Origin of the sequence: Natrinema sp. DC36, from assembly GCF_020405225.1 — an archaeon.
GTDB lineage: Archaea > Halobacteriota > Halobacteria > Halobacteriales > Natrialbaceae > Natrinema.
On the sequence record NZ_CP084472.1, the window covers coordinates 419,391 to 445,823 of the forward strand.

Below are 26,433 nucleotides of genomic sequence, written 5' to 3' on the forward strand. Positions count from 1 at the left end.
ACCCGCCGAGGCCCGACCCGAACGGAGATCGAGGGCGCGTTTCGGACCGTTTTTACCCGGTGATCCGCTACGAACACCCAATGACGACTATCGTCGTGGTGGACAACCACGGACAGTTCACCCACCTCGAGCACCGGGCGCTTCGCGACCTCGGCGTCGACACGGAGTTGATCGACAACGACACGCCACCCGCGGAGGTCGACGCCGACGGCGTCGTCCTCTCGGGCGGCCCGGATATGGATCGGATCGGACGGTCTGCCGAATACCTCGACGCGGACGTCCCCGTTCTCGGTATCTGCCTGGGCATGCAACTGATCGCCGAAGAGCTGGGCGGTCGCGTCGGGGGCGGCGAGTACGGCGGTTACGCCGACATCAGCGTCGACATCGTCGACGCGGAGGATCCGCTGACCGGCTCCCTGCATCCCGAGACTCGCGTCTGGGCGAGCCACGCCGACGAGGTCAAAGCGTTGCCCGAGGGCTTCGATCTGACGGCGAAAAGCGACGTCTGCGGCGTCGAAGCGATGAGCGATACCGACCGCGATCTCTACGGCGTCCAGTGGCACCCCGAGGTCGCCCACACCGAGGAGGGCGACGAGATCTTCGAGAACTTCCTGTCGATCTGCGAATCGCAGTAGGCGTACGGACGATTCAGCTTTATTGGCGGTCGATATCGTCCGTCTCAGCTGCGAGCTACACGCGTATCGAAATCAGCGCCCTCCACTCGTACACCGTATTTTCCGGATCTCCTCTCGCTTAGAGAGACAACTCTCCCGGGCGATCGGACGCATCGTCGCTGACTCGATCCGCCGTGTCGTTCGTCGTGTCGAAGCGACGATCGGTGGCGTCGTCCGCCTCCTGCTCCGCGTCTCGATCAGCTCCGGCGTCACGAGTTATAGCCGAACGCCGATATCGGCTCGGAAATGGCAAATGAGCATCCAGTAGTATCTTCACTGCCCACCCAGATATGAGAACTGATGACAGTCGACACTGTCGGTCGGTTCGAACGCGCACTCGAGGGACTGGAAGTAGGACTCGAGCGCGTCGCGGCCGCCGACGCGACCGAGCGAATCGAAACGATCGTCGCGGAGCCAGCGGTCGGTTCGCCGCTTCCCTTCGACGGCGTCTCGCTCCCCGGCGAGGTGACGACCGAGCCGACGACCGCCGAACTCGAGGCGGCCCGGACGGGCGTCACGCCGGTCGGCTTCGCGATCGCGGAGTACGGCAGCGTCGCCGTCGAGTCGACGGCCGACGGCGCGGAGCCGATCAGCCTCTACCCGGAGCGCCACGTCGCGGTCGTCGCGGCCAGCGACGTGGTGCCGGATCTGAGCGCCGGCTTCGACCGCCTCGCTGACGGCTTCGACCGGGGTCGGGACAGCGTCGTCTTCGCCACCGGACGGAGCGCGACCGCCGACATGGGTGATCTCGTCCACGGCGTCCACGGCCCCGGCGACGTCCGCGTGATCGTCCTGGAGGATCGATAGGATGGCTCAGCGCACCCGAACGGAGCGGGCCGACCGGATCCGCCACCTGCTCGAGACCGAAGGCGAGGCCATCCACGCCCACGCGAGCGCGTCGAACGCCCGCCGATACGAGACCTACGGCGCGACCGACGACCTCGAGGCGCTGCGAACGGAAGCCCGTTCGATCAAGGAAGACGCTATCGGCCGGCTTCCCGACCTGATCGAGACGGTCCGGGAGGCGGTCGAGGCGAACGGCGGCACCGTCTACCTGGCCGACGACGCCGCGGACGCGAACGCGTACGTGGCCGACGTGGTCGAGTCACGGACCGATGCGAACGGAACGACGGAGGACGGCGACACGCCGTCGGTCGTCAAGTCCAAATCGATGACGACCGAGGAGATCGATCTCAACGAGGGACTCGAGACCGAGGGAATCGCGGTCACCGAAACCGACCTCGGCGAGTGGGTGCTGCAGGTCGCCGACGACACGCCATCGCACATCGTCGGGCCGGCGATGCACATCTCGCGGCCGGAAATCGCCGACCTGTTCAACGAGCGCTTCGACCCCGACGAGCCCTTCGAAACGGCCGAGGAACTCACTCGGTTCGCCCGCGACCACCTCGGCGAGCACATCCGCGAGGCCGACGTGGGGATCACCGGCGCGAACTTCGTCGTCGCCGACAGCGGGACGATCACGCTCATCACGAACGAGGGCAACGCGCGCAAGTGTGCGGTCACGCCCGACACCCACGTCGCGATCGCGGGCGTGGAGAAGCTGATTCCGACGCTGTCCGATCTCGAGCCGTTCGTCGACATCATCGCCAAGAGTGCGACGGGCCAGCCGATCTCCCAGTACGTGACGATGCTTTCGCCCCCGACGGATTCGCCGACGCTGGACTTCGATTCGCCTGACGAGCCAATTACGGGCGACGATGACGGTGCGGCTGACGGGTCGGGAGCGGCGGACGGAACCGGGGATCCGGATCGCGAGTTCCACCTCGTCCTGCTCGACAACGGCCGCATGAACATGCGCGAGGACGACCAGCTCCGGGAGACCCTCTATTGCATCCGCTGTGGGGCCTGCTCGAACTCGTGTGCGAACTTTCAGTCCGTCGGCGGCCACGGTTTCGGCGGCGAGACCTATTCGGGCGGGATAGCGACCGGCTGGGAAGCCGGCGTCCACGGGCAGGAGTCCGCGGCCGAGTTCAACGACCTCTGTACCGGCTGTTCGCGCTGTGTAGACGCTTGCCCGGTGAAGATCGATATTCCGTGGATCAACACCGTCGTCCGGGATCGGGTCAATCGGAGCGGCGAGTCGGAATCCTACGACTTCCTCGTGGACGGTCTCACGCCCGACGAGGAAACGGGCGGCATCGATCTCGGCAAGCGCTTCTTCGGCAATATCGGCACCGTCGCGAAAGCCGCCAGCGCGACCGCACCCGTCTCGAACTGGCTCGCCGACGTCGGTCCCGTCCGTAGGCTACTCGAGCGAACCCTCGGAATCGATCACCGGCGCGACCTTCCCTCGTTCCAGCGAGAGTCACTCGTCGACTGGTTCGAGGGGCGAGGGGGCTTCGCCACCTCGAAAAGGCGAGCGGCGGAGCCGCGAGTACAGCGAGGCGGGGCGGCGGTCTCGAGCCGGCGGGCGGAGCGAGCCGGTACTCGAGACGGAGATACCGGCCTCGACCGCGAGGTCGTCCTCTACCCCGACGTCTACACGAACTACGTCGACGTTGACCGCGGGAAGGCCGCCGTCCGGACGCTCGAGGCGCTGGGCGTCCCGGTCCGCGTGCCGGACCTCCCCGAGAGCGGGCGGGCGGCGCTCTCCCAGGGGATGATCGCGACGGCGGATCGGCAGGCCAGTCGGCTCTACGCCGCGCTGGCTGAGGATCTCGACGCCGGCCGGGACGTGGTCGTCATCGAGCCCTCCGATCTGGCGGCCGTGCATCGCGAGTACGAGCGGTTGCTCCCCGAGGGGTCCGTCGAGCGACTCCGCACGAACAGCTACGAGATCTGTGAGTACGTCTACGGGCTGCTCGAGAACGGCGCGGACCCCTCGGCGCTGTCGACCGGCGACGGCGCGGAGCCGGTCGCCTACCACTCCCACTGCCAGCAGCGCACGCTCGACCTCGAGGCACCGACGGTAGCCGTTCTCGAGCGCTGTGGCTACGCGCCCGAAACCTCCAGCGCCGAGTGCTGTGGCATGGCCGGCTCGTTCGGCTACAAGCGGGAGTACTACGAGCTGAGTATGGATGTCGGCGAGCGGCTGGCGTCGGAGGTCGAGGGCGCGGAGACCGTCGTCGCGTCGGGAACCTCCTGTGGAGACCAACTCGAGACGCTGCTCGATCGCGAGGTCCCTCATCCGATCGAGTTGCTCGCCCCCGGTGGGTATCGGGCGTAGCGGGCGCTCGGCATCTTCCGCTGCGGTCGCGGTCCCTTTCGCGGATGTCGTTGAGGAGGGACTGTCGAGTCCCGACCGCCGATCCGGGGGAGCATCGGAGAAAGACGTAAGTATGTGATACGGTGTATCATAACGCGGTAAATGTCCACAGTAGACAGGGACGTTCTTCGCGATCGGATCGAGGACAAGCGCGAGGAACTCGTCGATCTCCTCGAAGAACTCATCGCCCAGGAGTCCGTGACCGGCAACGAAAAGCCCGCACAGGAGGTCGTCGTGTCGCGGTTGGAATCCCGCGGGCTCGAGGTCGACACGTGGGAACCCGACGCCGACGACCTGCGGGACCACCCCGGGTTCTTCGAGACCTCGTCGTACGCGGCGTACGGGTACGAGGACCGCCCGAACGTTGCAGCGACGAGGGACGGCGTTGGAGACGGGCGATCGCTAACCCTGAGCGGACACGTCGACGTCGTTCCGGTCGACGAAGACGAGTGGCGCTACGACCCGTGGGACGCCACCGTCGAAGACGGTCGCCTCTACGGACGTGGGAGCAACGACATGCTCGGCGGCGTCGCATCCATTCTCGTCGCCGTCGAGGCGCTCGACGACCTCGGCGTCGAACTGGCCGGCGACCTCACGATCCAAACGACCATCGAGGAGGAGGACGGCGGCCCCGGCGGTGTCCTCTCCGCGCTCGAACGCGGCTATCGGCCCGACGCGGCGATCATCACCGAGCCCTCCGGCCTCCCGAACATCGGGATGGCGAGCGCCGGTGTCATGTACTTCCGCGTTCGCGTGCCGGGGAAGTCCGCACACGCCGCGCAGGGTTACGCGGGCGTGAACGCCATCGGGAAGGCGACGAAACTCTATCGGGCGCTGGACGAACTGGATCGGGAACGGAAATCGCGCATCTCCTACGAACCGGCCGTCCGGCAGAACCCGAAACTCGACGGCCACGAGACTAACCTGAACGTGGGAACGATCGAGAGTGGCGATTGGCCCTCGACGGTGCCGTCCGGAGCGGTGTTGGAAGGACGCATCGGTTGGCCACCCGGCGAAACGCGCGAGGAGGTTCGGGCGGACGTGGAAGCGGCCGTGCGAGCGGTCACCGAGGACGACGAATGGCTGTCCGAGCATCCGCCCGAGTTCGAGTGGTTCGGCTGGTACGCCGCGCCGCACGAACTCGACACCGACGAGGAAATCGTCCGACTCGCGCGGGAGAACGCGGAGACGATTACCGGCGAGAAAACGACCTTCGGCGGCGGAAGCGCCGGCAACGACGAGCGGTTCTACAATCGGTATTACGACATTCCCTGTCCATCGGTCGGTCCACGCGGCGCGAACATCCACGGTGCCGACGAGTACGTGGAGATCGAGTCGCTCGTCGAGACGGCACAGACGCTCGCGCTGACGGCGATCGACTGGTGTGGAACCGGAGAGTAACGCCGACCAGCTACTCCGGACCACCGGCAACGCCGGCCCGTTCACCCTCGGATCGACACGAGTCTCTTCGTGGGGCTTCGCGATCGACTGCTCGCTCCACCGCCGCGCAGGGGCACGTCTCACGCCGCGACCGCTGATCGATAGGGCTCGCCCATCGACGTCTGTGAAGGTGCGGGAAACTCCAGATCGTACCGCCGCAACTGCTCCGCCTGCGGGTTCGACGTCGTCCCTCGACGGATACCTGGTCTGCTGGCTTACGGGCAGGGAGCATCGTTTCGGCCACCGAAAACCGTCTGGGATAGTGATATACGTGTCAGCGTTGAGGGTGGAACTGGTATGCTTGGTGAAGACGTACTCTTGGACGTACAGGACGGCATCGCGACCGTCACGCTGAACCAACCGGACCGGATGAACGCCCTCTCGGCGGGCATCAAAACCGGTATCGAGGAAGCGCTCGACGAAGTATCCGACCGAGACGACGCACGAGTGGTCGTCTTCGAGGGGGCGGGGAAGGCGTTCTGCGCCGGCGGCGACATCAGCGGCATGGACGACGCCGAGTACACGGACCACGAACGCACTCAGGGCATCGTCGAGGCCTGCGAGGCGATCCCGATCCGTATCTACAACCTCGAGTTGCCGACGGTGGCGACGGTCGACGGCTACTGCGTCGGGGCCGGCGTCGGCGTCGCGATGTCCTGTGACATGGTGCTGGCGAGCGACCGCGCCCGGTTCGGGCTCGCGTTCCGGGACATCGGCCTGACGCTCGATTACGCGACGTCGCTGTTCGTCACGCGGGCCGTCGGCCCGTACGTCGCGAAGGAACTGGCGCTCACCGGCGAGACGATTACCGGCGAGGAGGCCGACGAAATCGGACTGGTCAACCACGCGTATCCGGCCGACGAGTTCGAGGACGAGGCGGGTGACCTGATCGAGCGGATCGCCACCGGACCGACGGTCGCGCTGCACTACTCCGTTCGCAACATCGACCGATCGCACAACAGTTCGATTCAGGAAGTTGTCGAGCGGGAAGCGCAATCCCAGAACCTCGCCAGTAGCACGCGGGACCACCAGGAGGGCGTCGAGGCGTTCGGCGAGGACCGCGACCCCTCGTTCGACGGTCACTAACCGCGTTCCGGCCGGTCTCGAGCGGGCGTCACTGCCCCCGGAATTCCGGCTCCTCGCCGCAGCGCAGCGCCTCGACCGCGCGTTGGTAGTCCTCGGTCTCGAAGACGATCGTCTGCCGCGTCGCCTCGTTTGCCAGCGCGTCGTCGAGGCTCGTTTCGTGACTCGTCCTGATGAGCTCCTTGATGTGTTTGAGAGCGATCGGCGGCCCGTTCGCGATCTCCGCGACGATCTCGTCGGCCCGCTCCTCGAACTCGTCGGTCGGGAAGACGTGATTGACGAGTCCGAGGTCGCGAGCGCGGTCGCCGTCGACGATCCGGCCGGTCATCGTCAGTTCCATGGCGAGTCCGCGACCGACGAGTCGGGGGAGGACGTACGAGATGCCACAGTCCATGCTCAGGCCGAAACGAACGTGCGAAAAGCCGATCCTGGTTCTCTCGCTCGCGAGCGGAACGTCGCACGCGATGGCGAACCCCGCCGCATCGCCGATGGCCGGCCCGTCGATCTTCCCGATGACGGGGAGCGGATGGGTGATGATCTCCCGGACGAGCCTGTGCTCGTGGCGCTGAATTTGCTCGACGGTGTCGTGTAACGACCCGTCTTCGGCGTCCGACTCACCCATCGACTCCACGTCGAACCCCGACGAGAACGCGTCCCCGGCACCCTCCAGCACGACACACCGCGCCTCGGTGTCGCGCGCCGCCTGCAGCGCGTCGTAGATCGCAAGATAATCGTCTCGAGAGAGGGGATTCCCTCGTTCGGGCTCGTTCATCGTGATCGTGACGACGCGATCGGCGAACTCGGTATCGATACTGTCCGACATCGTCAGTCACGTCACCGAGTACGCGTGTAAAATTTCCGTGCAGTCAGACGGCCGGCAGAACGGGACAGTACGAACCGGCCACCGACCCGGCCCCGCGAGATCGACGCCTTCGACCCTCTACTCTTACGTGGCCGCGATCGTACGATACCGGCAATGGCGTCGCTCCCTATGCGCGATCACGTCCGTCCGACTACCGGCGACTACCCGGACGGAATCTACCGCGTCGTTGGTACCGGCGACGAGTCCACCACGCTGCTTCGGGTCGGGGACGCCGACGGTCGGCGAACCACCACCGGCGAGATCGTGACGGTCGCCGACGACGACCTCGAGACGTTCGAACCGGTTGAAAATCCGGACGGGAACCGGCCGCTCAGTGCCACCGTCGCGTCGACCGCCCGAATGAGCTACTGGTCGCTCCGAGCGTTCGGGCAGCAACTCGCCGCGCAGCCGCTCCCGACCGCCGTCGCGCTCGCGCTCGTCCTGGTCGGGTTCGTCGGCGAGGGCGTCGTTCCGTTCCCGGAAATCGTCCTGACCGTGTCGGTGCTCGTCGGCAGTCTCGGACTCGCGTTCATCGGGGGCGGTCGCCTGTAGCGACCTCCCAGCGGTCGATCACGGCTCGAACGAGTCGCTCACCGAGTCTCACCGAACGGCCGAAAAGCGAGTCGGGTTCGCAACCGTTACTGTTCGCCGAACAGGTCGTCGACCGCCTCTCGAGCCGCGAGCGCTGCGTCGTCGGCGACTTGGTCGGGATTGGCTTCGTCGTCGGGCGCGTTGAGGTAGACGTCGACCTCGAGAACGCCGTCCTCGAAAACGACGGTCACGTCGTAATCGCGCACGTCGGATTGTTTGTACTGCGAGAAGATCACGCCCTCTGCAGCGTCGGCTGCCGTCTGGACGACGGTCTCGTCAGACGGCTCGTCGGTCGACATTTATGCGCCGCCAGCGCCCGGGCCGCCGGGGCCGGCCGGACCGCCCATGCCGCCGCCACCGCCGAGCATCTCCTCGAGTTCGCTCTGGAGGCTCTCGAACTGGTCCTGCACGCGCTCTTCTTGCTTCTCGAGCGTCTCGAGGCGGATCTCGAGCGTGTCGACCTTGTCCTCGAGGTCCTCCTCGGCCTGGTCGTAGTCAGTCTCGACGAGGAGTTCGCCGACGTTCCGGTACATGGTCGTTCCCTCGTCGATGTTCTCGAGTTCGTCGAGGGCGTTCTGGGCGTCGGTGAGTCCCGACTCCGCTTCCTGTTTCTGGACGGCGACTTCCTGTGCCGTCTCCTGAAGATCCTGTAGCTGCTCGATTTTCTCCTGTGCTTCGGGCGGCAGGTTTCCTTGCATATCTCGACCGTCGCCCTCCGGACTGATAAAGACCAGCTTTGTCTTCCGAATCGCCGTTCGGCCGCGGACCGACGGCCGACCTATCGGCAGCGTCCGAGCGGGCTACTTCGAGCCGCTGCCGTCCGACGCAACCGCCTCGTCGCTGGCCCCCGGCGCGGCGGCGCTGTCGGTCCGAATCACGAGATAGCCGCCGACGGTGAAGAGCGCACCCCAGACCAAGAACGCTGCGTCCCACAGGATGATCGGGCCGGGACCGGCGGGCCAGACGTGGTGAAGCCCGAGTAGCTGGTGGTTGACGAGTCCCTCGACGACGTTGAACACGCCCCAGCCCATGATCACCGCGCCGAGCAAGATGCGTCCGGATTTCGGCACCGGATGGAACCGCCACGCGCGAGAAAAGAGGACGAGACCGATGATCGTGAAGGTGTACGTCGCGAGGTGAAAGAATCCGTCGGCCATGACGTTGAGCTCCAGATCCGTCGCGACGCTCGAGTCGGGATACGACGATAGCATGTTGTGAATCTGGAGAATCTGGTGGAAGACGATCCCGTCGAAGAAGCCGCCAAGCCCCACTCCGAGTGCGAGGCCGGCGACCACCAGCGGCTTGGCGTCCCGTCGCAATCCGAGCCACGTCTCGTCACGTTCGGCCATACTGATTCCTCGAACGAGGCGATCAAAACGCCGGTGCCTGCCTGTTCCGGGATCACGGGCGTTCTGAGACCGATACCGGGAAGTCGGCGCGAGTCGAGGATATCGTGGAATTACCGCGACTCGAGAACGCGCTCGCCCGCGTCGGCGGTCCGTTCCGCCACGTCGATCAGCGAAAACCAGGTGTTCAGCGCCGCCCGTAGCGCGATCACGTCGGCGGCGACGATCTCGATCAGGATATCCCGTCCGTCTCGCTCGAGGGCCGTCCGCGAGCGCTCGTCGTCGATCTCGCCGATTTCGCGAGCGACGCTCTCGGCGACGAGTCGGGCGCGCGACGGCGTCTCGAACTCGAACTCGAGGGTCGCGTCGTGAGAAGCCACGTGGTTACCGGACGTCGACTTCCTTGACGTCGCGGCTGCGTTCTTTCAGGAGCACGCGGTGACCGCAGTAGGGACAGCGGACGCCGCCGTACTCGTCGAGCTGGACGTCGCGTTTACAGCGGGAGCATTTGTAACTCATACTGGTATCGAAGCGGGTTACTCGTCCTCGGTGTCTTCTGCGAGGGCAGCGCGGATGGAGCGCTTGACGGTGCGGCCGGCGGGGGTCTCGGGGCGGTACGCGCCGCCGGTGAAGACTTCGCCGGTCTCCTCGTTCTTCCAGATGCCGGTGCCGACGCGGGTGACGTCGTCGCCGTCGACTTCGGCGTTCTTCATGTCGTCTTCGATCTCGCTGACGCGGCGTCGTGCGACGCGGCCGTAGCGGGCTCCGAACCGACCGGCGCTACCGACCTCTCCTTTGTTGGCCATAGTAGTGCTGTCTATCGCCAGCGGATTCTTAAACCTGTTGAGTCACGTCGGCTCGTGCAGGGGGATCGTCTCACGGTGAGACGAGGTGATCGAGCCGACGCGGTCGAGACGGGTGAGTCGAATCGGGACGGCTACGACTCGCCGATCCGCTCGGCGACCGGCCACGCCAGCAGCTCCAGAAAGACGAGCGCGAGCGCGGCGACGTATCCGACCGGTGCGAGCGGCGCGCCGAGCAGCCACGTTCCGATACCCGTGGTCGCGATCAGCGTTCGCATCGCGAGGCCGCTAACCGCCACCAGCGGAATCAGGGTCAGGACGGCGTCCGGTCGCTCGAGCATGACTAATTATATCTAATTACATCGGTCCCATTAAGGCTGGGAGAACCAGCAGCACCTGTCACCGCCATCAGGAAGCCACAATACTTGCCTCGAGAATCTCCCGACCGCGATACTGCCATCGTCGGCTGAAGCTGGCAACTACTGAAACTCCGCGTCCGTGAGCACGTCGTTCAAATCCTCGCGGATCCGCTCGCCCATCTCTCGATCGCGGGCGGTCGTCACGACGCGGTTTTCCTGGACGCTCGAGCCGTCCCGCAACAGCATCCGCACGTTGCCGCCGTCGTCGGCGCGGGTCACCTTCGCGCGCATGCCGGACTGAGAGCCCTTGCCACCGGCGTCGATCGGGCCGGGAATCACCTTCTTGACGTGCGGATGGTCCGCGACGGTCCGAATGGCCCGCATCCCGGTCCGCCCCCCGATGAGCGTCGTGTGGCTGCCGCCGATTTTCTCGGCCGGCGGCGTCTCGACGACGTCGAGCGCGCGATTCCCGCGGCGCTCGAGGACCGCCCGAACCGGATCGTCGTCGTCGACGCGATAGAACGAGTGGTGGGTGTCATTTCGAACGGCGCGAATCACCGTCCGGACGCCGCCGGCGTAGACCTCCTCGGGACGTTTCCGACGTATTTCGTCGCCGATCAGGCCCGCGAAGTTCCGGAGTTCGATCGGCTCGTTCTCGCCGTCTTCCGGCGTCGTCGTGATCGTCGTCTCGCCGAGTACTAGCTCGTCGCGGTCGGCTTCGGAATCGCGGTCGGTCGGCTCGTCGGGTTCGCCGGCGAGCATCGTGATGGTCGCTCTGTCGCGCGCCGCCTCGAGAACGATCGCCTCGGTGTTGGCCTCCCGACAGACCAGACAGAAGTCCCCGGGTTTCTCGAGGGGCGATGCGCAGTGGCGACACTCCATAGCGGGGATTCGGGAGACGGATGTAAAACAGGCGTGTTTCCGACCGGACCCGCGGGTTGCCGGCAGTTCGTCGACCGACCGTCTCGAAACGCGCGGGTCTCGGGGACACAAACGAGCCGAACCGACGGTCGGTCGCGTGTCCAGTTACCCGCCGCTGACAGTCCGCTCGGCGCTCGCGACGGTTCCATCCGCGTCGGTAGCGGTAACGACGATCCGATACGACGCGAGCCGCTCACTCCCTCGAGCGCGCAACTCCCTGGTCGCGGTTACGGCATCGCCGTCGTCATCGTTCAGAGTTACCTGGATCGCATCGATAGCCGCGGCCGTCTCGGGCTCGTCGGGGTCGCGGAGTTCGAACCGAACGCGCCGGAGGTTGCCGTCCGGATCGGTCGCGTCGAGGGTGACATCGTAGCGATCGTTCCCGCCGGTGTTCGGAGCGATATCGGTGATCGTCACGCTCGGTTCGGTATCGGAGCTCTCGCCACCGTCGGTCGATCCGCCGCCGTCGGAATTCGAACCGCCGTCGCGATCCGTCACACGGATATCGAACGCGACCTCTCGAGACGAACCCTCGCCGAAACGAAGCGTCGGCTCGACGTCTCGAGTCCGGTTGATGTCGTCGGGAGCGTCGTAGACGAACGTCGCGCGTCCCTCGACGTCGGTGACGGACTGGACCGCCCGAACGGTGCCGTCACCGTCGGCACTCCCGGTCACGGTAACACCGCTAACGGGGTTGTCGAACCGATCGCGCGCCTCGACGACGAGCCGCTGGCGACCGCCCTCCGGGATCGCCGTCGCGTTGCCGTCGACGTCGGTGAGGTACGCCGCCTTCTCCTCGCTCACCCCGCTACCGAGGGCGACGGCCCCGAGTCGGAGTTCGTAAGTGGCTCCCTGCTCGAGCGCCAGCGTCAACTTCCCGCAGGGGTCCGGCGGCGCTCGCTGACAGTCGATACTCCTCACGTACCGGCCGTCGTCCGGCTCGCCCGCCGAGTCGAGTTCGTCTGCCAGGAGATCGGCCCACTCGTTTTCGGTGAGCCGGGTGGGGACCGTCAGCGTGACCGGTTCGCCGTCGTCGCGGACCGTCACCGTCCGGGCCGGCGCGCTAGTCGGTTCGACGCCGATCGAGACATCCCCCGCCCGCGAGACGGAGCGTTCGCCCTCGAGCGCGACGAAATCGATCCGGCGGCCGTCGACGAGATTCTGCTCTGTCTCGGCTCGGTTCGTCCCGTCGAATCGATCGTAGACGACCCACGGCTCGGAGACCGTCACCGGCGCGCTCCCGTACTCGTTGTAGTCCGGCGCGTACTCGAGCGATCGGGTCTCGAACGTCCGCGGCGTTCCGTTCCAGTAGTCGCCGGTCTCGCCGGCGGCGGCCGCGTTGGCGATCTCGAGCGTGTCGGGCTCCGTCGTCCGGACCGTCCCGGAGACGGGTGGCGGATTGACGAAGAACAGCCGGGGCGGGTAGCGAAGCCCGGCCTCGATCGAGACCGTCTCCTCGGACCCGGTCGCGGCGACTCGATCGATAGTCCCGGCGATGCCCCTTACGTCCGTCTGGACCCGTTCGTTGTGCTGGAACTCGAGTCCCTCGTTCAACGCCGGAATCGCCGTCATCTGGAGGACTGCGAGCAACGCGAGCGCGAGTGCGAACATCAATATCGCGCCGATAACGGGTGAGACGGCGCGATCAGTGTCGGAAGCCATCCTTCGCACGCCCGCACGTTCCGTCGACCGTGCGTCGTTCTCGGGATCGTCGTTCTCGGGATCGTCGTTCTCGGACGGCTCGTGGGAGGTATGTCCGTACATGATTACACCAGGAAAAAGAACGCGACGACGGTGAGAACGACGAGCCCCAGTCCGTATTTGAGGCCGCTGAGGACGTCGTTCTCGGCCAGTTTACCGGCGATCAGTCCGCTTCCGAACCCCTGAATCAGCGCCGAGTGAAGGAAGAGAAGTTCGTAGGTCTCGACGGGGATCGCACCCAGCGAGACCGGTCCCTCGGCCGCCGTCGTCCCGGATTCGGCCGCTATTTCGGCGATCGGCGCGAGATAGCTCGCGCTGACCATGACGATGACCAGCAGATAGACGAGGAAGCCGATCACGACGATGGCGACGTAGGAGCCGACTTCGCGCCGGCGCTGCCGGGCGAGTTTCGCCTGCGCTCGAGTGTTCCTCGCCGCGATCTCGAGCAGGCCGTGGAGATCGCCGCTCGAGCGGCTCCCCTCCGCGACCAGCGTCATCGTCCGAGTGAGTTGGGGAACGTTCAGCCGGTCGGCGAATCCGAGCAGCGCCTGTGTCAGGTCGTGGTTCCAGGCCACGTCGTTACGAACCCGGCGGAGCTCCTCCGCGAGCGTCCCGCTCGCCCACCGCGTGACGAGGTCGAAGGCGTCGACCACGTCGACGCCCATCTGGTTCGCGCTGGCGAGGATGCTCAGCACGTCCGGGAACCGCTCGGTGATGACGTTCGTCCGCCGGCGTTCACGTTCGTGGAGGAGCAGCAGCGGCGCGGTCGCGGTTACCAGCGGGAGGACGACGAGCCCGACGGTCGTTCGGAGCGGCGTCGTGAGAAACCCGGCGACGGTCGGCTCGACGAGCCCGACCCAGACTCCGACTCCGACGACGGCGATCGCGGCCGGTATCGTCAGCCCCAGCGAGAGGACGGGGCGGCGTCTGATCGCCCGAAACGGATCCGAGAGGAACGCTCGAAGGCCGGTCTCTCGTCTGGACTGCCGGTAAGCGGGAAAACGAGGATCGTCCTCGACTCGCTCGGTCCGGATCGTCCGTTCGTCTTCGACGGCGAGGCTGGCCGTCGGCTCCTGGTAGGGCCGCGAGAGCAGGTCGACGGTGAGCAGGAATCCGACCATCGCTAGCGGGAAGACGACGTAGACGAGCCCCGCGATCAGGCCGACCGTCTCCGCGCCGAGGAAGCTCACGACCATCAACACGACGATCAGGAAGAGCGGAGCCGCGACGAACGCGACGACGAACACCTCGCTGAGCACGCCGAGCGTCTCGATGAACGACGCCTGTTCCTCGAGCGCGTCGTCGAGCGTCTCCTCGGACTCCTCCTCGAAGAACGTCTCGAGGTCGCCGCCGGAATCGAGGACGCCCAGCAGGTCGTCGAGGAACCGGCGGAAGTCGTCGCTCGGGGTGAGCAGCCGGACGTTATCCAGGGCCTGCAGCAGGTCGTTTCCGAACAGGTCGATCTCGCGAACGACCAGGTCGAACTCGTTTGCGACCTCGCCGTAGACCTCCTCGCTGTCCCCGAGTCGACGACACACGTCGATGAAGTTCATTCCGCCGCTGGACAGCGCGTACATGAACGTGATCGCGTAGGGAAGGTTGAGCGCGATGCTCCGCCGCCTCGCGGCGACGACGCTCCGCGGATAGTAGTAGTTCCGGCCGACCCAGACGGCACCGCCGGCGGCGAGCGAACAGCCCAGGGGAACGAGCAGCGCGGCGACGAGCAGCGGATTCGTCAGGAAGGCGTCCCGCGTCCGGCCGGAGAGTCCGAAAAGCGGCTCGAGAACGTCGAACCACGTGCCGGTGACCGCCAGCACGACGAGCGCGGCGTTGGCGACGATTCCAGCGGCGATCGCGGCGATCACCGCCAATTTGACGCTATCGGTCAGATACGTATCGTAGGTATCCCGGACGCGGGCCTGCTTGAGCAGCCGCTGGAGACCGCGGTATCGCTCCGGTCGCGTCTTGAAAAACGTCCGAATACGCCCGTACGAATCCCTGAGTTCGCGTTGCTCCGCCGCGCCGAGTTCCCGCTCCTCGGCGAGGGGCTGACTGAGCACCTCCTCGGGCTCCGGTTCAGCGTCGTCCAGTTCCGCTCGGCGTCCGTCACCCGCCTCGTCGAACGAGTCGTTCGAATCCGACTCGAACGAGACCGTCGGCTCGTCGTCGAACGCGTCCTCGAGAACGGCCGCGGCCGTCTTCCGATCGAGGGACGGCTCGCGGAACGCGGCTTCGTCCGTATCGCGCTCGGGATCGTCATCGGGGCCGATATCGTCACCGACCGAGGCGGTGTCGACATCACCGTCGGACCGATCGCGGTCGGCATCGCCGTTGGATTGATCGCGGTCGGCACCGCTTTCGGACCACCTGTGGTCCACATCGTCATCGGACCGCTCGCGTTCATCATCACTGCCGGACCGGTCGCGCTCGGTCACGGTTCAGTCGTCGGCCTCCGTCATCGCGATCTCGTCGGGGTCGAGGTCGCCGGCGCGGACCTCCTCGAGGATGTACTCCGGATCGCGGATGAACCCCTGGATAACCCGCGCGACGCTCTCGTAATCGGTTATTTCGGCCTCGAGGAGGTATCGCAGGACCGCTTCCCGTCGATCGAGTTCCCGCTCGATGTGCCCGGGCGTCCAGCCCCGTTCGTCGGCGATGGCGCCGAGGACCGTCGATCCCGAGGTCTGTTCGAACCGATCGGCGTGGGGATCGTACCGAAACACCTCGTGCGGGGCGATCTCGTCGGCGTCCCCGTCCGGATCGCCGTGGCTGAACTCCACGAGCCGTCGATTCCGCCGGACGCGCTTGCCGTTCTGGGTTGTCTGCTGCTGGATCGAGACGATATCGAGGTTGCCGATCATCTGCGTCGGGACGTTCAACGGCTCGTTCCGGAGTCGACTCAACAGCCCGCGGACGGAGTCGGCGTGAAACGTCGTGTACGCCGTGTGGCCGGTGGCGATCGACTGGAAGAAGGTGAGTGCGACGTCGCTTTCGGTGCGGATCTCGCCGACGACGAGGTACTCCGGTCGCTGGCGCAGGGCGGCCTGCAGCAGGTCGAACATCCCGACGGAGCCGCGCCCGCCCGCGGTGACGCCGTCTCTGGTAACGCTCTGAATCCAGTTGTCGTGGGGGAGCGTGAGCTCCGGCGTGTCCTCGATGGAGACGACCTTGCTCTCGGGCGGGACGAACATCGAGACCGCGTTGAGGCTGGTCGTCTTCCCCGAGCCGGTGCCGCCCGCGAACATGAGCGAGGCGTTGTTCTCGACGGCCAGCCAGAGGTAGGCCATCTGCTCGAGCGAGAACGTCCCCCAGTTGACGAGGTCGACGGGCGTGAACGGTACCTCGGCGAACTTCCGGACGGTGAAGTTCGCGCCGCCGGTCGTCACCTCGCCGCCGAGGGTGAGCTGGACCCGCGAGCCGTCGGGTAAGGAGGCGTCGACCAGCGGGTCGGCGACCGAGAGATGTTTGCCGGCCCGCTGGGCGAGGCGCACGACGTAGGCGCTCAGCCGCTCGTCGCCGAACGCGAGGTTCGTCCGGAGGTCGCGGTAGCCGTGGTGGTAGACGAAGACGGGTTTGGCCGCGCCGTCACAGGAGATGTCCTCGACGGCTCGATCGCGCATGATGGGATCGATCTTCCCGTAGTTCACGAAGTCCCGGCGGAGGTAGTAGAGGAGTTGCTGCAGGGAGCCGTCGCCGACGGTGGCGGCGTGTTCGCGCATGACTCTCGGCACTTCCTCGTCGAAGGCGGCCGCCCGATTTACCTCGCCGTCGAACTCCTTGTACATCAGGTCGCTCCGGAGCGAGCGGATCAGGTCCTCCCGGACGTACTCCTCGAACTCGTCGAGATCGGGTTCGACGACGTGATACCGATTGGTGTTGGTCGCGTCGTCGTACAGTACCGTCACGTACGCGTACGGCCTGTTCACCCAGTAGCGCTCGACTTCCTCGTAGTCGTCGAGGTAAGTGAAATCGAAGAACTCCCCCTCGATGAACGCGTCGGACGGGCGACCGGGGAACGCCTCATCGGTGGCGTCGTCGAAGCGCTCGTCGAAAAACGCCGTCACGTCCGTGAGCACTGCGTCGATGACCTGCCGCTTCGACCGCGGGTCGGCGGGTGCGATAGCCGACGCCTGCTCAGTCTCTCCGTCGTCGCCCGCAGTCGTCTTGTCGTCCGCCGTCGTCCCGGTATCGGTCCGAGCGACGACGGAGTCGACGTCGGTCTCCGTCTCGGACGCCGGGCCGACGTCGCTCGGGGGACTCGAGGGGAGCCGTCCCCGATTGTCGTCGCGTTCGTCCGACTGATTGCGGTCCGACATCGATCGATTGCGTCCCCCTTGTGAGCCGACCACCTAAACCGTACTGGCTTCTGAAAAGTCGGAACGCAGTGATAGACCGGGTTTACAGAATTTCGTCGAAGACGTTACGGACCGGTTCCGTATCCACGACCTCGTAGGGGACCCGAAGTGGAGAAATCGACACCCGTTCCTCGAGCAGGGCGTGACGATCGGTGTCCTCGGCGTCGGGAATGTCCCGGTTCGCCATCTGCTGCCAGAGCCGGTTAGTCAACTGAAACGCGCCGTTTTCGAACGCGGCGTCCATCTCGTAGACTTCGGTCGGTCGGGTCAGTTCGAACCCGTTCGGCTCGCGATCCGGCCGGGGGACGTTGACGTTCAGGTAGTCGACGCGGTCGAACAGTCCGGTCCCGGCGGCACCGGCGACGAGATCGGCGGTGATCTCGCCCGCTCGCTCGAAATCCCCCGGCTCGAGGTCCCGATCGTAGCCGAGGGTGTCCATCGAGACGGCGATCGACGGCGTCTCGAGAAACGCCGCTTCCATCGCGGCGCTGACCGTCCCCGATCGGGAGAAGACGTAGGCTCCGAGGTTCGCGCCCGAGTTACAGCCCGAGACGACGATGTCGGGTCGGGGCTCGAGGCCTTTCGTGCCGACGATGGCGCAGTCACAGGGGGTACCGTCGACGGCGTAGCCGAGTTCGTGTTCGGTGTGGGGGACCGGCGAGGTGAACGAGTCCGTCTCCAGATCCAGCGAAAAGTCGTCATCGTCGCGCGACGACCTCGTCCGGCCGTAGGAGAGCGATCGGCCGACAGCGCTCCGGTTTCGATCGGGCGCGATGACGGTGACCGTCCCGACCGCCGAGAGCGCGTCGTGCAGTGCCCGAATGCCGGGCGCGTCGATCCCGTCGTCGTTCGTCAGGAGGATGTGGGGGTCCGAGTCCAGTTCCATTGCCTGTTCAGTCGATAGCGGGCGAGCTACGTATCAGTTCGGTTCCCCGACGACGAGCGACCGAACGTGGCCGCGAGTTTCGTTCCGCAGGACGGACAGTACCGCGACCCGTCGGCGGCGACTGCGTCGCATTCGGGGCAGACGACGCCCTCGTTCGGCTCGGCGACCGACTCGAAGTCCGCACCGCAGGACGGGCAGTAGTCCGCGGACGACGGCACGTCCGCACCGCAGGACGGACAATCGCCGCCGTCCTCCCAGAGGACGCGACGCTGGGAGTTCGAGACGTAATTGTACGCGCCCCAGACGACGTTTCCCAGCCCCATCGAGAACCAGAACGTCAGGAGGGCGATCAGGACGTGTGAGATCACCGAGCCGAACTCCCGGTCGACCAGCACGACACGATCGGGCGTTTCTTCCTCTATTTTCCATCCCTGCGCCACGAGGTCGTCGATTTCCCGCTGTAGGTGTTTGCTGCGCACAGTTGTGGTAGGAGACGAGCGAGCAAAAGTCTGTCAGCAGGTCCCGGAACGGCGACGACACAGTACGTTCACATCACTGCAGTCCCTCTGGGGGCTATGATCGGACTCAGTCACGCTTTCTTGACGGTCACGCTGATCGTACAGACAAATCCCGGCGTCGACATCGATATCGGCACGACGAACGGACTCCTCGGGGGCGCGATCACCGCGTTCCTGACCACGCTCGTCGTCGGCGCGATTCTGGTCGCCGTCGTCCCCGAGTACACGGAACGGATGATAGTGGACGTGCTCGATGATCCAGTCGGGTCGTTCGCGTACGGAATCGTTTCACTGCTCGCACTCGCTCTCGTAATTCTCCTCCTGGTGATCACGATCGTCGGGATCCTGGTGGCGTTCCCACTCGGACTTCTCGCGTACCTCGTGTGGGCGATCGGCGCAGCGATCGCCTCCCTTGCAATCGCCGAACGACTGGTCGGCCGCGAGGACGGCTGGCTGAAGCCGCTGGTGGTCGCTGCAGGAATCAACGGCATCCTCGCGGTGACCGGCGTCGGCGCGATTCTCTCGATCTGTATCGGTGCCGCCGGCTTCGGCGCGGTGCTCCGAGACTACTTCGCCTGAACACCGGCCGCGGTTCACCACAAGCAACGTCGTCACCACGGCAGGTATCGCCGAAGGCGAGCCACCATCGACGGTTCGTGGCGGACTCGCAACGTCGTTCCGTCGGCATCGAACACCGCTTCGTTCGCGGGGATCCGCTCTCCGTCCGGCAGGTGAAAGTACTGCTCGCCCGCCGGAACCGTCCCGCCGCTGCTCGCACCGAACAGCGACTTCGATCTCCCCGTCGGTTCGGACACTGGCTCGTTATACTCGATTTCGTACACTGTCTGCCCGTCTTCGGTTAGCGTTCGCCAGTCGACGATCTCGCGGTCCTCGTTCGTCCCGATCATGCTCGCGGACCCGATCGCTCCGACGTATAGTGAGTCGCGATGTCCATGTCGTCCGTTCGGTACTCGTGACAGCGACCTAAAAACTGCGGTGACCGTGACGGCTGGCCGACGCCGTCGAAAGTCCGACTCCTATCCGAGGTCGACCGGATCGACCTTCAGATACTCTCGGAGGACGACCGTCGCGTACGACCCCTTCGGCAGCGCGAACTCGAGCGCCAGCGGCTCGGTCTCGAGGCGGAGATCCGTTCGCAGGAGCATCGCGCGTCGGGTACCGGTCGAGTGAAACTCGCCGGGGAGATCGAAGTCAGCGGGCTCGAGGCCGAGGTCGTCGAGGACGGTGCGTTCGATTTTTCCCTGCTCGCCGTCGGCGAGTTCCGTCTCGGTGCCGACCAGCGGCGCGGTGACGAACGCACGACCGCGCTCACAGTGACGGGTCACCGAGTCGACCCGGCGCTCGTCGACACGCTGGAGTCGGTCGGTGTCGGGAAGCTCGAGCCCGTCGGGTGCGTCGGTGTCCGAGAAACAGACCACGTCGCCCGCGACGGGACGGTCGAACGGCAGCCCGCGCTCGAGGCGCTCGCTCAGCATCAGATTGAACGCGTAGGACTGGGCCGCGTGGACGAACAGCCGCTGGAGGTTCGAGGGAACCCGCTCGAGGGCCTCCCGAAATTCCGCGGGGCCGGGCTCGCCGTCGTACTCGGCGAGCGCGTGGATCATCGATCGCTCGTAGCGAAGGCGGTTGGGTACCCGCTCGAGGGCTTCCTGCCAGTCTCTCGTCTCCTCTCGCGGGTCGCGCTGCTCCCCGCTCGAGGTATCCGAACTCCGTCGGAGTTCGCGATCGACGAAGGTCCGGGCCTCCTGCGTCGACTCGGGTTCCGCGTCCGTCGGATTCCCCAGATAGGCCATCACCGCACCCTCCCAGTCGTCGCGAGCGATCGCGAGACCCACTTCGTGCGTGACCGGCCGACGGCTCCCGAAGCGCTGCTGGCCGAAGAAGTTGGGGACGCCGATCGAAACTGCGGCGTCGCCGTCCGAATCGCCGTCCGACACGCCGCCACCGCCGTCCTCGAGCCCGCCGAATTCGCCCAACTCGTCGGTGATCGTCGCGGCGTTTTCGGGCCGCTCGGGATCGGTGACCACGAGTTCGAACTCGTTGCCCGCGAGGTCGCCGAACTCGAGGTTCCGGCCGGCCCGCCCCAGAACCTCGATGTCGACCCCGTTGATCTCGGGCAGCTCCGCGGGGTCGGCCCCGTAGACCGAGAACAGCTGGGTCGTCACGGCGTACTTGTCCTTCGTACCGGCCCAGTTGACTCGCTCGCGAGAGACGCCCAGCGCGTCCGAGAGCCGCGAGGCGAAGTCGTTGGTGTCCCACCCCCGCAGCGTCGCCCGAAAGACGAGGTGCGGGTAGGCGTCAGTCGGCGCGTCGACGGGTTCGGTGTCGAAGCGCTCGAGTTCGCGCACCCGGAAATCGGCGTCGTCCTCGCGGAGGCGGCCGCCGACGCCGTCCGCGTCGCTGACGTAGTACTCCATACCGACGGCCTGCTCCGTGGGGTGGCCTGCGCGCATACTGGTTGCCGTCGATTCGAGTGCCGCGCGTAAATCGGTTCGTTCTCGAGGCGCTCAGTCCGTCCGCGGAATCGACCGCGCACCCAGCGCGAACGCGACGACGGCGAGCGCGACGAGAATCCCGAGGTTCGCGAGCGCGGGATCGACGCCGGCGACCGCGGGCGTCTCGGCACCCGAATAGGTCGCGGCCCGCACCCCCCGCGCGAAGTAGGTCAGCGGCGAGAGGTTCACGAGCGGTTCGAACCAGCCGGGCAGTTGGGAAAGCGAGATGAAGGTCTCCGAGAGGAAGAGCAGCGGGAGCCCGATCGCGTTGCTCGCGGCGACCGCGCCGTCCTGCGAATCGGTGTAGCTACCGAGCATCGCGCCGACGCCACAGAAGCAGACGACGCCGACGAGGATGTAGGGCACCAGCAGCGGCGAGAACGCGATCTCCGCGCCGGTCAGCACGACTACCAGTCCGAGGATGAGCAGGCTCGCCAGCCCGATGATCGCAGCGTTGACGACGGTCTGAGCGAGCAACCACTCGCCTCGAGTCAGCGGCGTCGTCGCGAGCTTCTCGAAGCGACTCCCCTCGCGGTGGCGCGCGACCTCGCTGCCCATCCGCGACAGCGGCGTGAAGAGGACGACGACGGCGAGATAGCCGGGCACGTAGTAGGCCGCCGGTTCGGTGAACAGGCCCTCGCCGGTCGGATCGGTGCGGATCAGCGCGCCGAAGATGACGATCAAGATCACCGGGAAGAAGAAGGTGAAGAAGACCGCCGTCCGCCGGCGGACGAACGACCGCCAGCCGGCGCTCGTCTCGGCTCGTACGCGGCCCGTCCGACTCACGCCGTCTCACCCGCCTGCGCGATATCAGACTCGTCGGAACCGCTCCGCCCGCTTCCCCCGTTCTCCACGCCCGCGAGCTGACCCGTTCGCTCCCGCTCGGTCGCGTCGGCCAGGGAGAGATAGACGTCCTCGAGGTCCGGTTCGGCCCACGAGAGTTCGGTGTACTCGATATCGTGGGCCTCGAGATAGTCGACGACGGTTTCGATCGCGGCGGGATCGATATCGCGGACGACGACTGTCCCGTCCGGGCTTCGGCCCCGGCCGCGCTCCGGGCGTTCGACCGGATACTCGAGGTCCGCGAAGGCGTCCGGATCGGCCGCCGTCTCGATCGTGAGCCGGCTCGAGCCGCCGTGTTCCCGGACGAGCGCTTCGGGGCTTCCCTGCGCAACCAGCGAGCCGTCGGCGAGCAGGCCGACGCGGTCGGCGAGCCGCTCGGCTTCGGCCATATCGTGCGTGGTCAGGACGACGGTTGTCCCGCCCGCGGCGAGGTCCTCGATCAGTCGCCAGACGGTGCGGCGGCCGGCGGGATCGATGCCCGTCGTCGGCTCGTCGAGGAAGAGCAGATCGGGGTCGTTGACCAGCGCGGAGCCGACGCAGACCCGGCGCTGCTGGCCGCCCGAGAGGTCCTCGTACCAGGTGTCGCCGGCGTCGACGAGGCCGACGTCCGCGAGGACATTGTTGGACTCCCGCGCGTCGTCGTAGAGCCCCGCATAGTATGCGAGCAGTTCCCTGGCGCTGAGCCTGCCCGGTGGCGAGAACTCCTGTGGGAGCACGCCGAGTCGGTCGCGGTCGACGGCCGACGGTGACTCCCCGAGGATTCGTGCGCTGCCGCCGTCGGGTTCGGTGGTCCCCGTCAGCGCGCGGACGAGCGTCGTCTTCCCGGCCCCGTTCGGGCCGATCAGCGCGAAGACCTCGCCGCTCTGGACGGAGAGCGACGCCCCCGAGAGGGCGGTCGTCTCGCCGTAGACCTTCTCGAGGTCCGTCGCTTCGACTACGGCTTCCATACCGACGGGTTCCCGCGCATCGCGGGTAAGGGGTTCGATTCCGCCGGCCGGGCTCGCGGGTTATCGTACGTCCGTTCGCAATGGACGGTTCTCTCTCACAGCTTCACCGCCTACTCACGGCGCGATGCGCCGTTCGTGTTTCTCACTCACAACGTTCGCTCACGGCTCGCTTCGCTCACCGTTCGCATCCCCGCGGTTCTCGCTCACTACGTTCGCTCCGAACCGCGCTCGCTCCGAACCGCGCTCTTGCCGTCGCAGGTACAACCGTTACCCGTCCGGTCGTGATACGAAATCGGGAATGACGAAACTCGGATACACCCTCTCGAGCGAGGAGTTCGGCCCGACGGAACTGGTCGACATTGCCCGCCGCGCCGAGGAAGCCGGCTTCGACTTCCTCTCGATTTCCGATCACTTTCATCCGTGGGTGTCGGCCCAGGGCGAATCACCGTTCGTCTGGTCGACGCTGGGTGGTATCGCGACCGCGACCGACGAGATCGAGGTCGGCGTCGGCGTCACCTGCCCGACGATCCGGATTCACCCGGTCAACGTCGCCCACGCCGTCGCCACCGCCGACGAGATGTTCGGCGACCGCTTTACCTTCGGCGTCGGAACCGGCGAGAACCTGAACGAACACGTGACGGGCGAGCGCTGGCCCGAACACGACGTTCGCCTCGAAATGTTAGACGAGGCGATGGACGTCATGCGTTCGCTCTGGACCGGCGAGACGACGAGTCACCACGGCGAGCACTACACGGTCGAGAACGCGCGGCTCTTCACCGTGCCGGACGAGCAGCCGACGACGATCGGGAGCGCGTTCGGCCCGCAGACGGCCGAGTGGGTCGCCGAGACCACCGACGGGCTCTGGTGTTCCGGCCCCAAATCGGAGCCGGTCGAGGCCTACGAGGACGCCGGCGGAGACGGGCCGAAGTACACCCAACTGCACGGCTGCTACGCCGATAGCGAAGAGGAAGCGATCGAGACGATCTACGAGCAGTGGCCCAACGGCTCGATTCCGGGCGAACTCGGGCAGGAGCTGCCGACGCCGGTCCACTTCGAACAGGCCGCACAGATGGTCGAGAAAGAGGATATCGCCGAGGCCGGGACCACCACCGAACCCGACCCGCAGGCCCACATCGACAGCATCGAGCAGGCGATCGACGCGGGCTACGACCACGTCTACTTCCACCAGATCGGTGACGAACAGGAGAAGGCGCTCGAGTTCTACGAGGAGGAGGTACTGCCGTCGTTCCGCTGAGGGGACGGTGATCGAAGTGGCGCGCCGGTTCGGTGCTCGCTACGCGTCGGAGCGCGATTCGATCTCGATATCCGACTCGGACACCGCCGTCACCTCGCCGGCGACGGACGCGTGCTGAGGGATACTGATCCCGTCGGAACTGGGGGTCGCGATCCGATCGCCGTGCTCGACGCGGTCGCCGACCGCGACGATCGGTTCGGCAGGTTCGACGACTTCCGGATTCGGGTTCGTCGCGAGCGGAATCCGGACGCGGTCCGGTTCGATCGTTGCAGTTGGTTCGGATTCCATCTCCCGGTCGCTCCACTCGTACTCCTCGAGCACGTCGATCCGCCCCCCGCCGAGCGTACTTTCCGCGACGGTCTCCGCGTCGAGCACGAGGAGGCAGTTCGTATGCTTGCGGACACCGTACTCGTCGGGTACTGAATCAATCGGAAAGCACCAGCCCGGCCCGCCGTCGGCGATCACTGCGTCTGCGGGGAGCGCGTCGGACGGACAGTCGGCCGCGCGCAGGAGCTCGCTCGCGGGCGTGCCGATCGGAACCTCGAGGAACCGGTCTCGCGGCACCTCGCCGCTGACGTGGACGTACTTGTGGGTCACTGGCGCGCCCGCCGAGAGCGCGCGGGCGATGTCGTAAAGGGTCTCGGTGTTCTGGACGAGCCAGCCGTAATCGGTGGGGAGGTCGCTTCCGATGACCGTCCCGTCGACGGTTTTGAGGAGAACGCTCTCCATTCCGTACTGGTACTTGTTCTCCGTATACGCGAATACGACGCCCGACTCCGCGTCCCGATCGAGCGGCAGTTCGGCCGGCGGAATCACCGTCCCGTCGGTTTCGGCCTCGAGTTCCTGCATGTGTTCGTCGCGATCCTTCCACTTCGCGCTGACGACGATCAGGTCGAACGCCCCCTCGATCAGCTCGTCGAACAGTGTGGCGAACGTCTCCGCGCGGGTCTTCCCGAGCCACTTGTCGATGGAGTAGTTCGGTTCGCTCTCTTGGTGGTTCATCAGGAGGGAATCGACCGCCTCGAGATCCGTCCACTTCGCGTAGGAGGGAAATCCGGCACCACCCGCGCCCGCGACGCCGGCCACCCGGATCAGGTCGCTCGCCTGCGTTCGAACGTCCGGCCACTCCGCGGATCGGGTCGCCCGTAGGCGTGGAGTCGTCATACCGAGTGGATACTCGCCCGGCGCGATCGTCCGACTTGATCCGCAGATATGAGGGGTCTTTATAGGTCGCATCGTGCAGGCGTTCGATCCGCCTCCCAGCGGTCCGCCGAGACGGTAGCTTTGTAGGTGACAGTGGACGTACGTCAGGCCAGTGAAATGCGCTATCTCGAGCTGAGCCTTCGGCGACCGCCGGCTGAACGGCATCCGATGCACCAGTTCGTCGTCGAACACGAGGCGTACACCGCGTCGAGATTGCTCTACGGAAACCGGTACGGTGACGAGCACGCGATGCTGTTCCACGTCGACGGTCCACGAGCACCCTACGAGCGCGCCCTCGAGGACGCGCCCTCGATACTCGAGTACGAACTCGCACCCTGTCGCGACGATTCCCTGTACCTGTACGTGCGGGAGACGCTGACGGGAGCCGATCGAACGTTCGCGGACGCGGTCGAACAGCCGGGACTGATCGTCGTCCCGCCGCTAGAGCACCGCGCCGACGGCACGATCCGGCTGACGGCGGTCGGCCCCAGCGAAGCGATCCAGACGGTGGTCGACGACGTGTCCGACGCGATGCACGTCGACGTCCTGTCGATCGGCGAGTACCGCGCCGGACGGATCGACGCGCGGGCGGCCCTGACCCAGCGCCAGTTCGAGGCCGTCTCCGCGGCCGTCGACTGCGGCTACTACCGCGCGACGCGAGAGGCCTCGCTCGAGGATGTCGCCGATCGGCTGGACTGCTCGAGCGGGACGGCGGGGGAGTTGCTCCGGCGGGCCGAACGGACCGTCATGGAAGGGCTCGTCCGCGGTGGACCGTTCTGAGGGTGCCGTTTCGTCGCGGAACCAGTGTCGAATCGGTGCGGAATCGGCGTGCGTGGCGATTGCTCCTGGGCAAGGCATACCCGATACTACCGCCATCGATCACGCGCGAACTATCGACGACTCG

General features: G+C 66.3%; 28 protein-coding genes. 9 read left to right on the forward strand and 19 right to left on the reverse strand.

The window, feature by feature from the left end; translation table 11 throughout:
• Nucleotides 1–80: 80 nt before the first annotated feature.
• From LDH74_RS02205 to LDH74_RS02225, 5 genes are all read left to right on the forward strand, one after another.
• Nucleotides 81–635, forward strand: coding sequence for a GMP synthase subunit A (locus tag LDH74_RS02205; RefSeq protein ID WP_226041003.1), 555 nt, complete (start codon nucleotides 81–83; stop codon nucleotides 633–635).
• Between the two features lie 339 nt (nucleotides 636–974).
• Nucleotides 975–1,481: an LUD domain-containing protein gene (locus tag LDH74_RS02210; protein WP_226041004.1), complete on the forward strand. Its 507-nt coding sequence runs from the start codon at nucleotides 975–977 to the stop codon at nucleotides 1,479–1,481.
• A 1-nt stretch (nucleotide 1,482) separates the two neighbouring features.
• The gene (locus tag LDH74_RS02215; protein WP_226041005.1) at nucleotides 1,483–3,861 is read left to right on the forward strand and encodes an LUD domain-containing protein; all 2,379 of its coding nucleotides are present in this window, start codon (nucleotides 1,483–1,485) and stop codon (nucleotides 3,859–3,861) included.
• Nucleotides 3,862–4,002: 141 nt separating this feature from the next.
• Entirely contained in the window at nucleotides 4,003–5,301 is a 1,299-nt protein-coding gene (locus tag LDH74_RS02220; RefSeq protein WP_226041006.1) for an ArgE/DapE family deacylase, read from the forward strand.
• Between the two features lie 336 nt (nucleotides 5,302–5,637).
• On the forward strand, nucleotides 5,638–6,426 hold the full coding sequence (locus tag LDH74_RS02225; protein WP_226041007.1) for an enoyl-CoA hydratase-related protein: 789 nt from the start codon (nucleotides 5,638–5,640) through the stop codon (nucleotides 6,424–6,426).
• Between the two features lie 28 nt (nucleotides 6,427–6,454).
• Here the strand turns inward: LDH74_RS02225 and LDH74_RS02230 are convergent, their stop codons facing one another.
• Nucleotides 6,455–7,246, reverse strand: coding sequence for an enoyl-CoA hydratase-related protein (locus LDH74_RS02230; RefSeq protein WP_226041008.1), 792 nt, complete (start codon nucleotides 7,244–7,246; stop codon nucleotides 6,455–6,457).
• Nucleotides 7,247–7,399: 153 nt separating this feature from the next.
• Between LDH74_RS02230 and LDH74_RS02235 the strand changes: the two genes are divergently transcribed.
• Nucleotides 7,400–7,837, forward strand: a complete 438-nt coding sequence (locus tag LDH74_RS02235; RefSeq protein ID WP_226041009.1) for a hypothetical protein — start codon at nucleotides 7,400–7,402, stop codon at nucleotides 7,835–7,837.
• 86 nt (nucleotides 7,838–7,923) lie between these two features.
• On the opposite strand, the gene LDH74_RS02240 is transcribed toward LDH74_RS02235, so the two are convergent.
• The 13 genes from LDH74_RS02240 to LDH74_RS02300 all read right to left on the reverse strand — a co-directional run bounded on the left by LDH74_RS02240 (nucleotide 7,924) and on the right by LDH74_RS02300 (nucleotide 18,726).
• Nucleotides 7,924–8,175, reverse strand: coding sequence for a DUF3194 domain-containing protein (locus LDH74_RS02240; protein WP_226041010.1), 252 nt, complete (start codon nucleotides 8,173–8,175; stop codon nucleotides 7,924–7,926).
• A complete protein-coding gene (locus LDH74_RS02245; protein ID WP_226041011.1) occupies nucleotides 8,176–8,574 on the reverse strand; it encodes a prefoldin subunit beta in 399 nt (132 codons plus the stop codon).
• A 102-nt stretch (nucleotides 8,575–8,676) separates the two neighbouring features.
• The gene (locus tag LDH74_RS02250) at nucleotides 8,677–9,225 is read right to left on the reverse strand and encodes a DUF2243 domain-containing protein (protein ID WP_226041012.1); all 549 of its coding nucleotides are present in this window, start codon (nucleotides 9,223–9,225) and stop codon (nucleotides 8,677–8,679) included.
• A 110-nt stretch (nucleotides 9,226–9,335) separates the two neighbouring features.
• Nucleotides 9,336–9,602 (reverse strand): KEOPS complex subunit Pcc1, encoded by a 267-nt coding sequence (locus LDH74_RS02255; RefSeq protein ID WP_226041013.1) that lies wholly within the window; start codon nucleotides 9,600–9,602, stop codon nucleotides 9,336–9,338.
• A gap of 4 nt (nucleotides 9,603–9,606) precedes the next feature.
• Nucleotides 9,607–9,741 (reverse strand): DNA-directed RNA polymerase subunit P, encoded by a 135-nt coding sequence (locus LDH74_RS02260; RefSeq protein WP_005581305.1) that lies wholly within the window; start codon nucleotides 9,739–9,741, stop codon nucleotides 9,607–9,609.
• Nucleotides 9,742–9,758: 17 nt separating this feature from the next.
• Nucleotides 9,759–10,028: a 50S ribosomal protein L37ae gene (locus tag LDH74_RS02265; RefSeq protein ID WP_226041014.1), complete on the reverse strand. Its 270-nt coding sequence runs from the start codon at nucleotides 10,026–10,028 to the stop codon at nucleotides 9,759–9,761.
• A 131-nt stretch (nucleotides 10,029–10,159) separates the two neighbouring features.
• Entirely contained in the window at nucleotides 10,160–10,366 is a 207-nt protein-coding gene (locus LDH74_RS02270) for a hypothetical protein (RefSeq protein WP_098724082.1), read from the reverse strand.
• 138 nt (nucleotides 10,367–10,504) lie between these two features.
• Nucleotides 10,505–11,266, reverse strand: coding sequence for a DUF2103 domain-containing protein (locus tag LDH74_RS02275; protein ID WP_226041015.1), 762 nt, complete (start codon nucleotides 11,264–11,266; stop codon nucleotides 10,505–10,507).
• Nucleotides 11,267–11,410: 144 nt separating this feature from the next.
• Nucleotides 11,411–13,069, reverse strand: a complete 1,659-nt coding sequence (locus LDH74_RS02280; protein WP_226041016.1) for an Ig-like domain-containing protein — start codon at nucleotides 13,067–13,069, stop codon at nucleotides 11,411–11,413.
• A 2-nt stretch (nucleotides 13,070–13,071) separates the two neighbouring features.
• Nucleotides 13,072–15,441 (reverse strand): type II secretion system F family protein, encoded by a 2,370-nt coding sequence (locus LDH74_RS02285; protein WP_226041017.1) that lies wholly within the window; start codon nucleotides 15,439–15,441, stop codon nucleotides 13,072–13,074.
• Between the two features lie 3 nt (nucleotides 15,442–15,444).
• Nucleotides 15,445–17,322, reverse strand: coding sequence for a type II/IV secretion system ATPase subunit (locus LDH74_RS02290; RefSeq protein ID WP_226041018.1), 1,878 nt, complete (start codon nucleotides 17,320–17,322; stop codon nucleotides 15,445–15,447).
• 82 nt (nucleotides 17,323–17,404) lie between these two features.
• Entirely contained in the window at nucleotides 17,405–18,247 is an 843-nt protein-coding gene (gene surE / locus LDH74_RS02295; RefSeq protein WP_226041019.1) for a 5'/3'-nucleotidase SurE, read from the reverse strand.
• Between the two features lie 26 nt (nucleotides 18,248–18,273).
• Nucleotides 18,274–18,726 (reverse strand): zinc ribbon domain-containing protein, encoded by a 453-nt coding sequence (locus tag LDH74_RS02300; protein WP_226041020.1) that lies wholly within the window; start codon nucleotides 18,724–18,726, stop codon nucleotides 18,274–18,276.
• A 96-nt stretch (nucleotides 18,727–18,822) separates the two neighbouring features.
• Between LDH74_RS02300 and LDH74_RS02305 the strand changes: the two genes are divergently transcribed.
• The gene (locus LDH74_RS02305) at nucleotides 18,823–19,344 is read left to right on the forward strand and encodes a hypothetical protein (protein WP_226041021.1); all 522 of its coding nucleotides are present in this window, start codon (nucleotides 18,823–18,825) and stop codon (nucleotides 19,342–19,344) included.
• 32 nt (nucleotides 19,345–19,376) lie between these two features.
• On the opposite strand, the gene LDH74_RS02310 is transcribed toward LDH74_RS02305, so the two are convergent.
• The 4 genes from LDH74_RS02310 to LDH74_RS02325 form a co-directional block, all read right to left on the reverse strand.
• Nucleotides 19,377–19,673 (reverse strand): hypothetical protein, encoded by a 297-nt coding sequence (locus LDH74_RS02310; protein ID WP_226041022.1) that lies wholly within the window; start codon nucleotides 19,671–19,673, stop codon nucleotides 19,377–19,379.
• A gap of 129 nt (nucleotides 19,674–19,802) precedes the next feature.
• Nucleotides 19,803–21,239 (reverse strand): tRNA pseudouridine(13) synthase TruD, encoded by a 1,437-nt coding sequence (gene truD / locus LDH74_RS02315; RefSeq protein ID WP_226041023.1) that lies wholly within the window; start codon nucleotides 21,237–21,239, stop codon nucleotides 19,803–19,805.
• A gap of 54 nt (nucleotides 21,240–21,293) precedes the next feature.
• On the reverse strand, nucleotides 21,294–22,067 hold the full coding sequence (locus tag LDH74_RS02320; RefSeq protein ID WP_226041024.1) for an ABC transporter permease: 774 nt from the start codon (nucleotides 22,065–22,067) through the stop codon (nucleotides 21,294–21,296).
• Nucleotides 22,064–23,071 (reverse strand): ABC transporter ATP-binding protein, encoded by a 1,008-nt coding sequence (locus tag LDH74_RS02325; RefSeq protein ID WP_226041025.1) that lies wholly within the window; start codon nucleotides 23,069–23,071, stop codon nucleotides 22,064–22,066. Before LDH74_RS02325 ends, LDH74_RS02320 begins: the two co-directional genes overlap by 4 nt.
• A gap of 298 nt (nucleotides 23,072–23,369) precedes the next feature.
• On the opposite strand from LDH74_RS02325, the gene LDH74_RS02330 reads away from it, so the two are divergent.
• On the forward strand, nucleotides 23,370–24,326 hold the full coding sequence (locus LDH74_RS02330) for a TIGR03557 family F420-dependent LLM class oxidoreductase (RefSeq protein WP_226041026.1): 957 nt from the start codon (nucleotides 23,370–23,372) through the stop codon (nucleotides 24,324–24,326).
• A 39-nt stretch (nucleotides 24,327–24,365) separates the two neighbouring features.
• On the opposite strand, the gene LDH74_RS02335 is transcribed toward LDH74_RS02330, so the two are convergent.
• Complete coding sequence (locus LDH74_RS02335) at nucleotides 24,366–25,490, reverse strand: NADH dehydrogenase subunit (protein WP_226041027.1); 1,125 nt, start codon at nucleotides 25,488–25,490, stop codon at nucleotides 24,366–24,368.
• 156 nt (nucleotides 25,491–25,646) lie between these two features.
• Here LDH74_RS02335 and LDH74_RS02340 point away from each other — a divergent pair, with 156 nt between their 5' ends.
• The gene (locus tag LDH74_RS02340) at nucleotides 25,647–26,309 is read left to right on the forward strand and encodes a helix-turn-helix domain-containing protein (protein WP_345778546.1); all 663 of its coding nucleotides are present in this window, start codon (nucleotides 25,647–25,649) and stop codon (nucleotides 26,307–26,309) included.
• The last annotated feature ends 124 nt before the right edge of the window (nucleotides 26,310–26,433 follow it).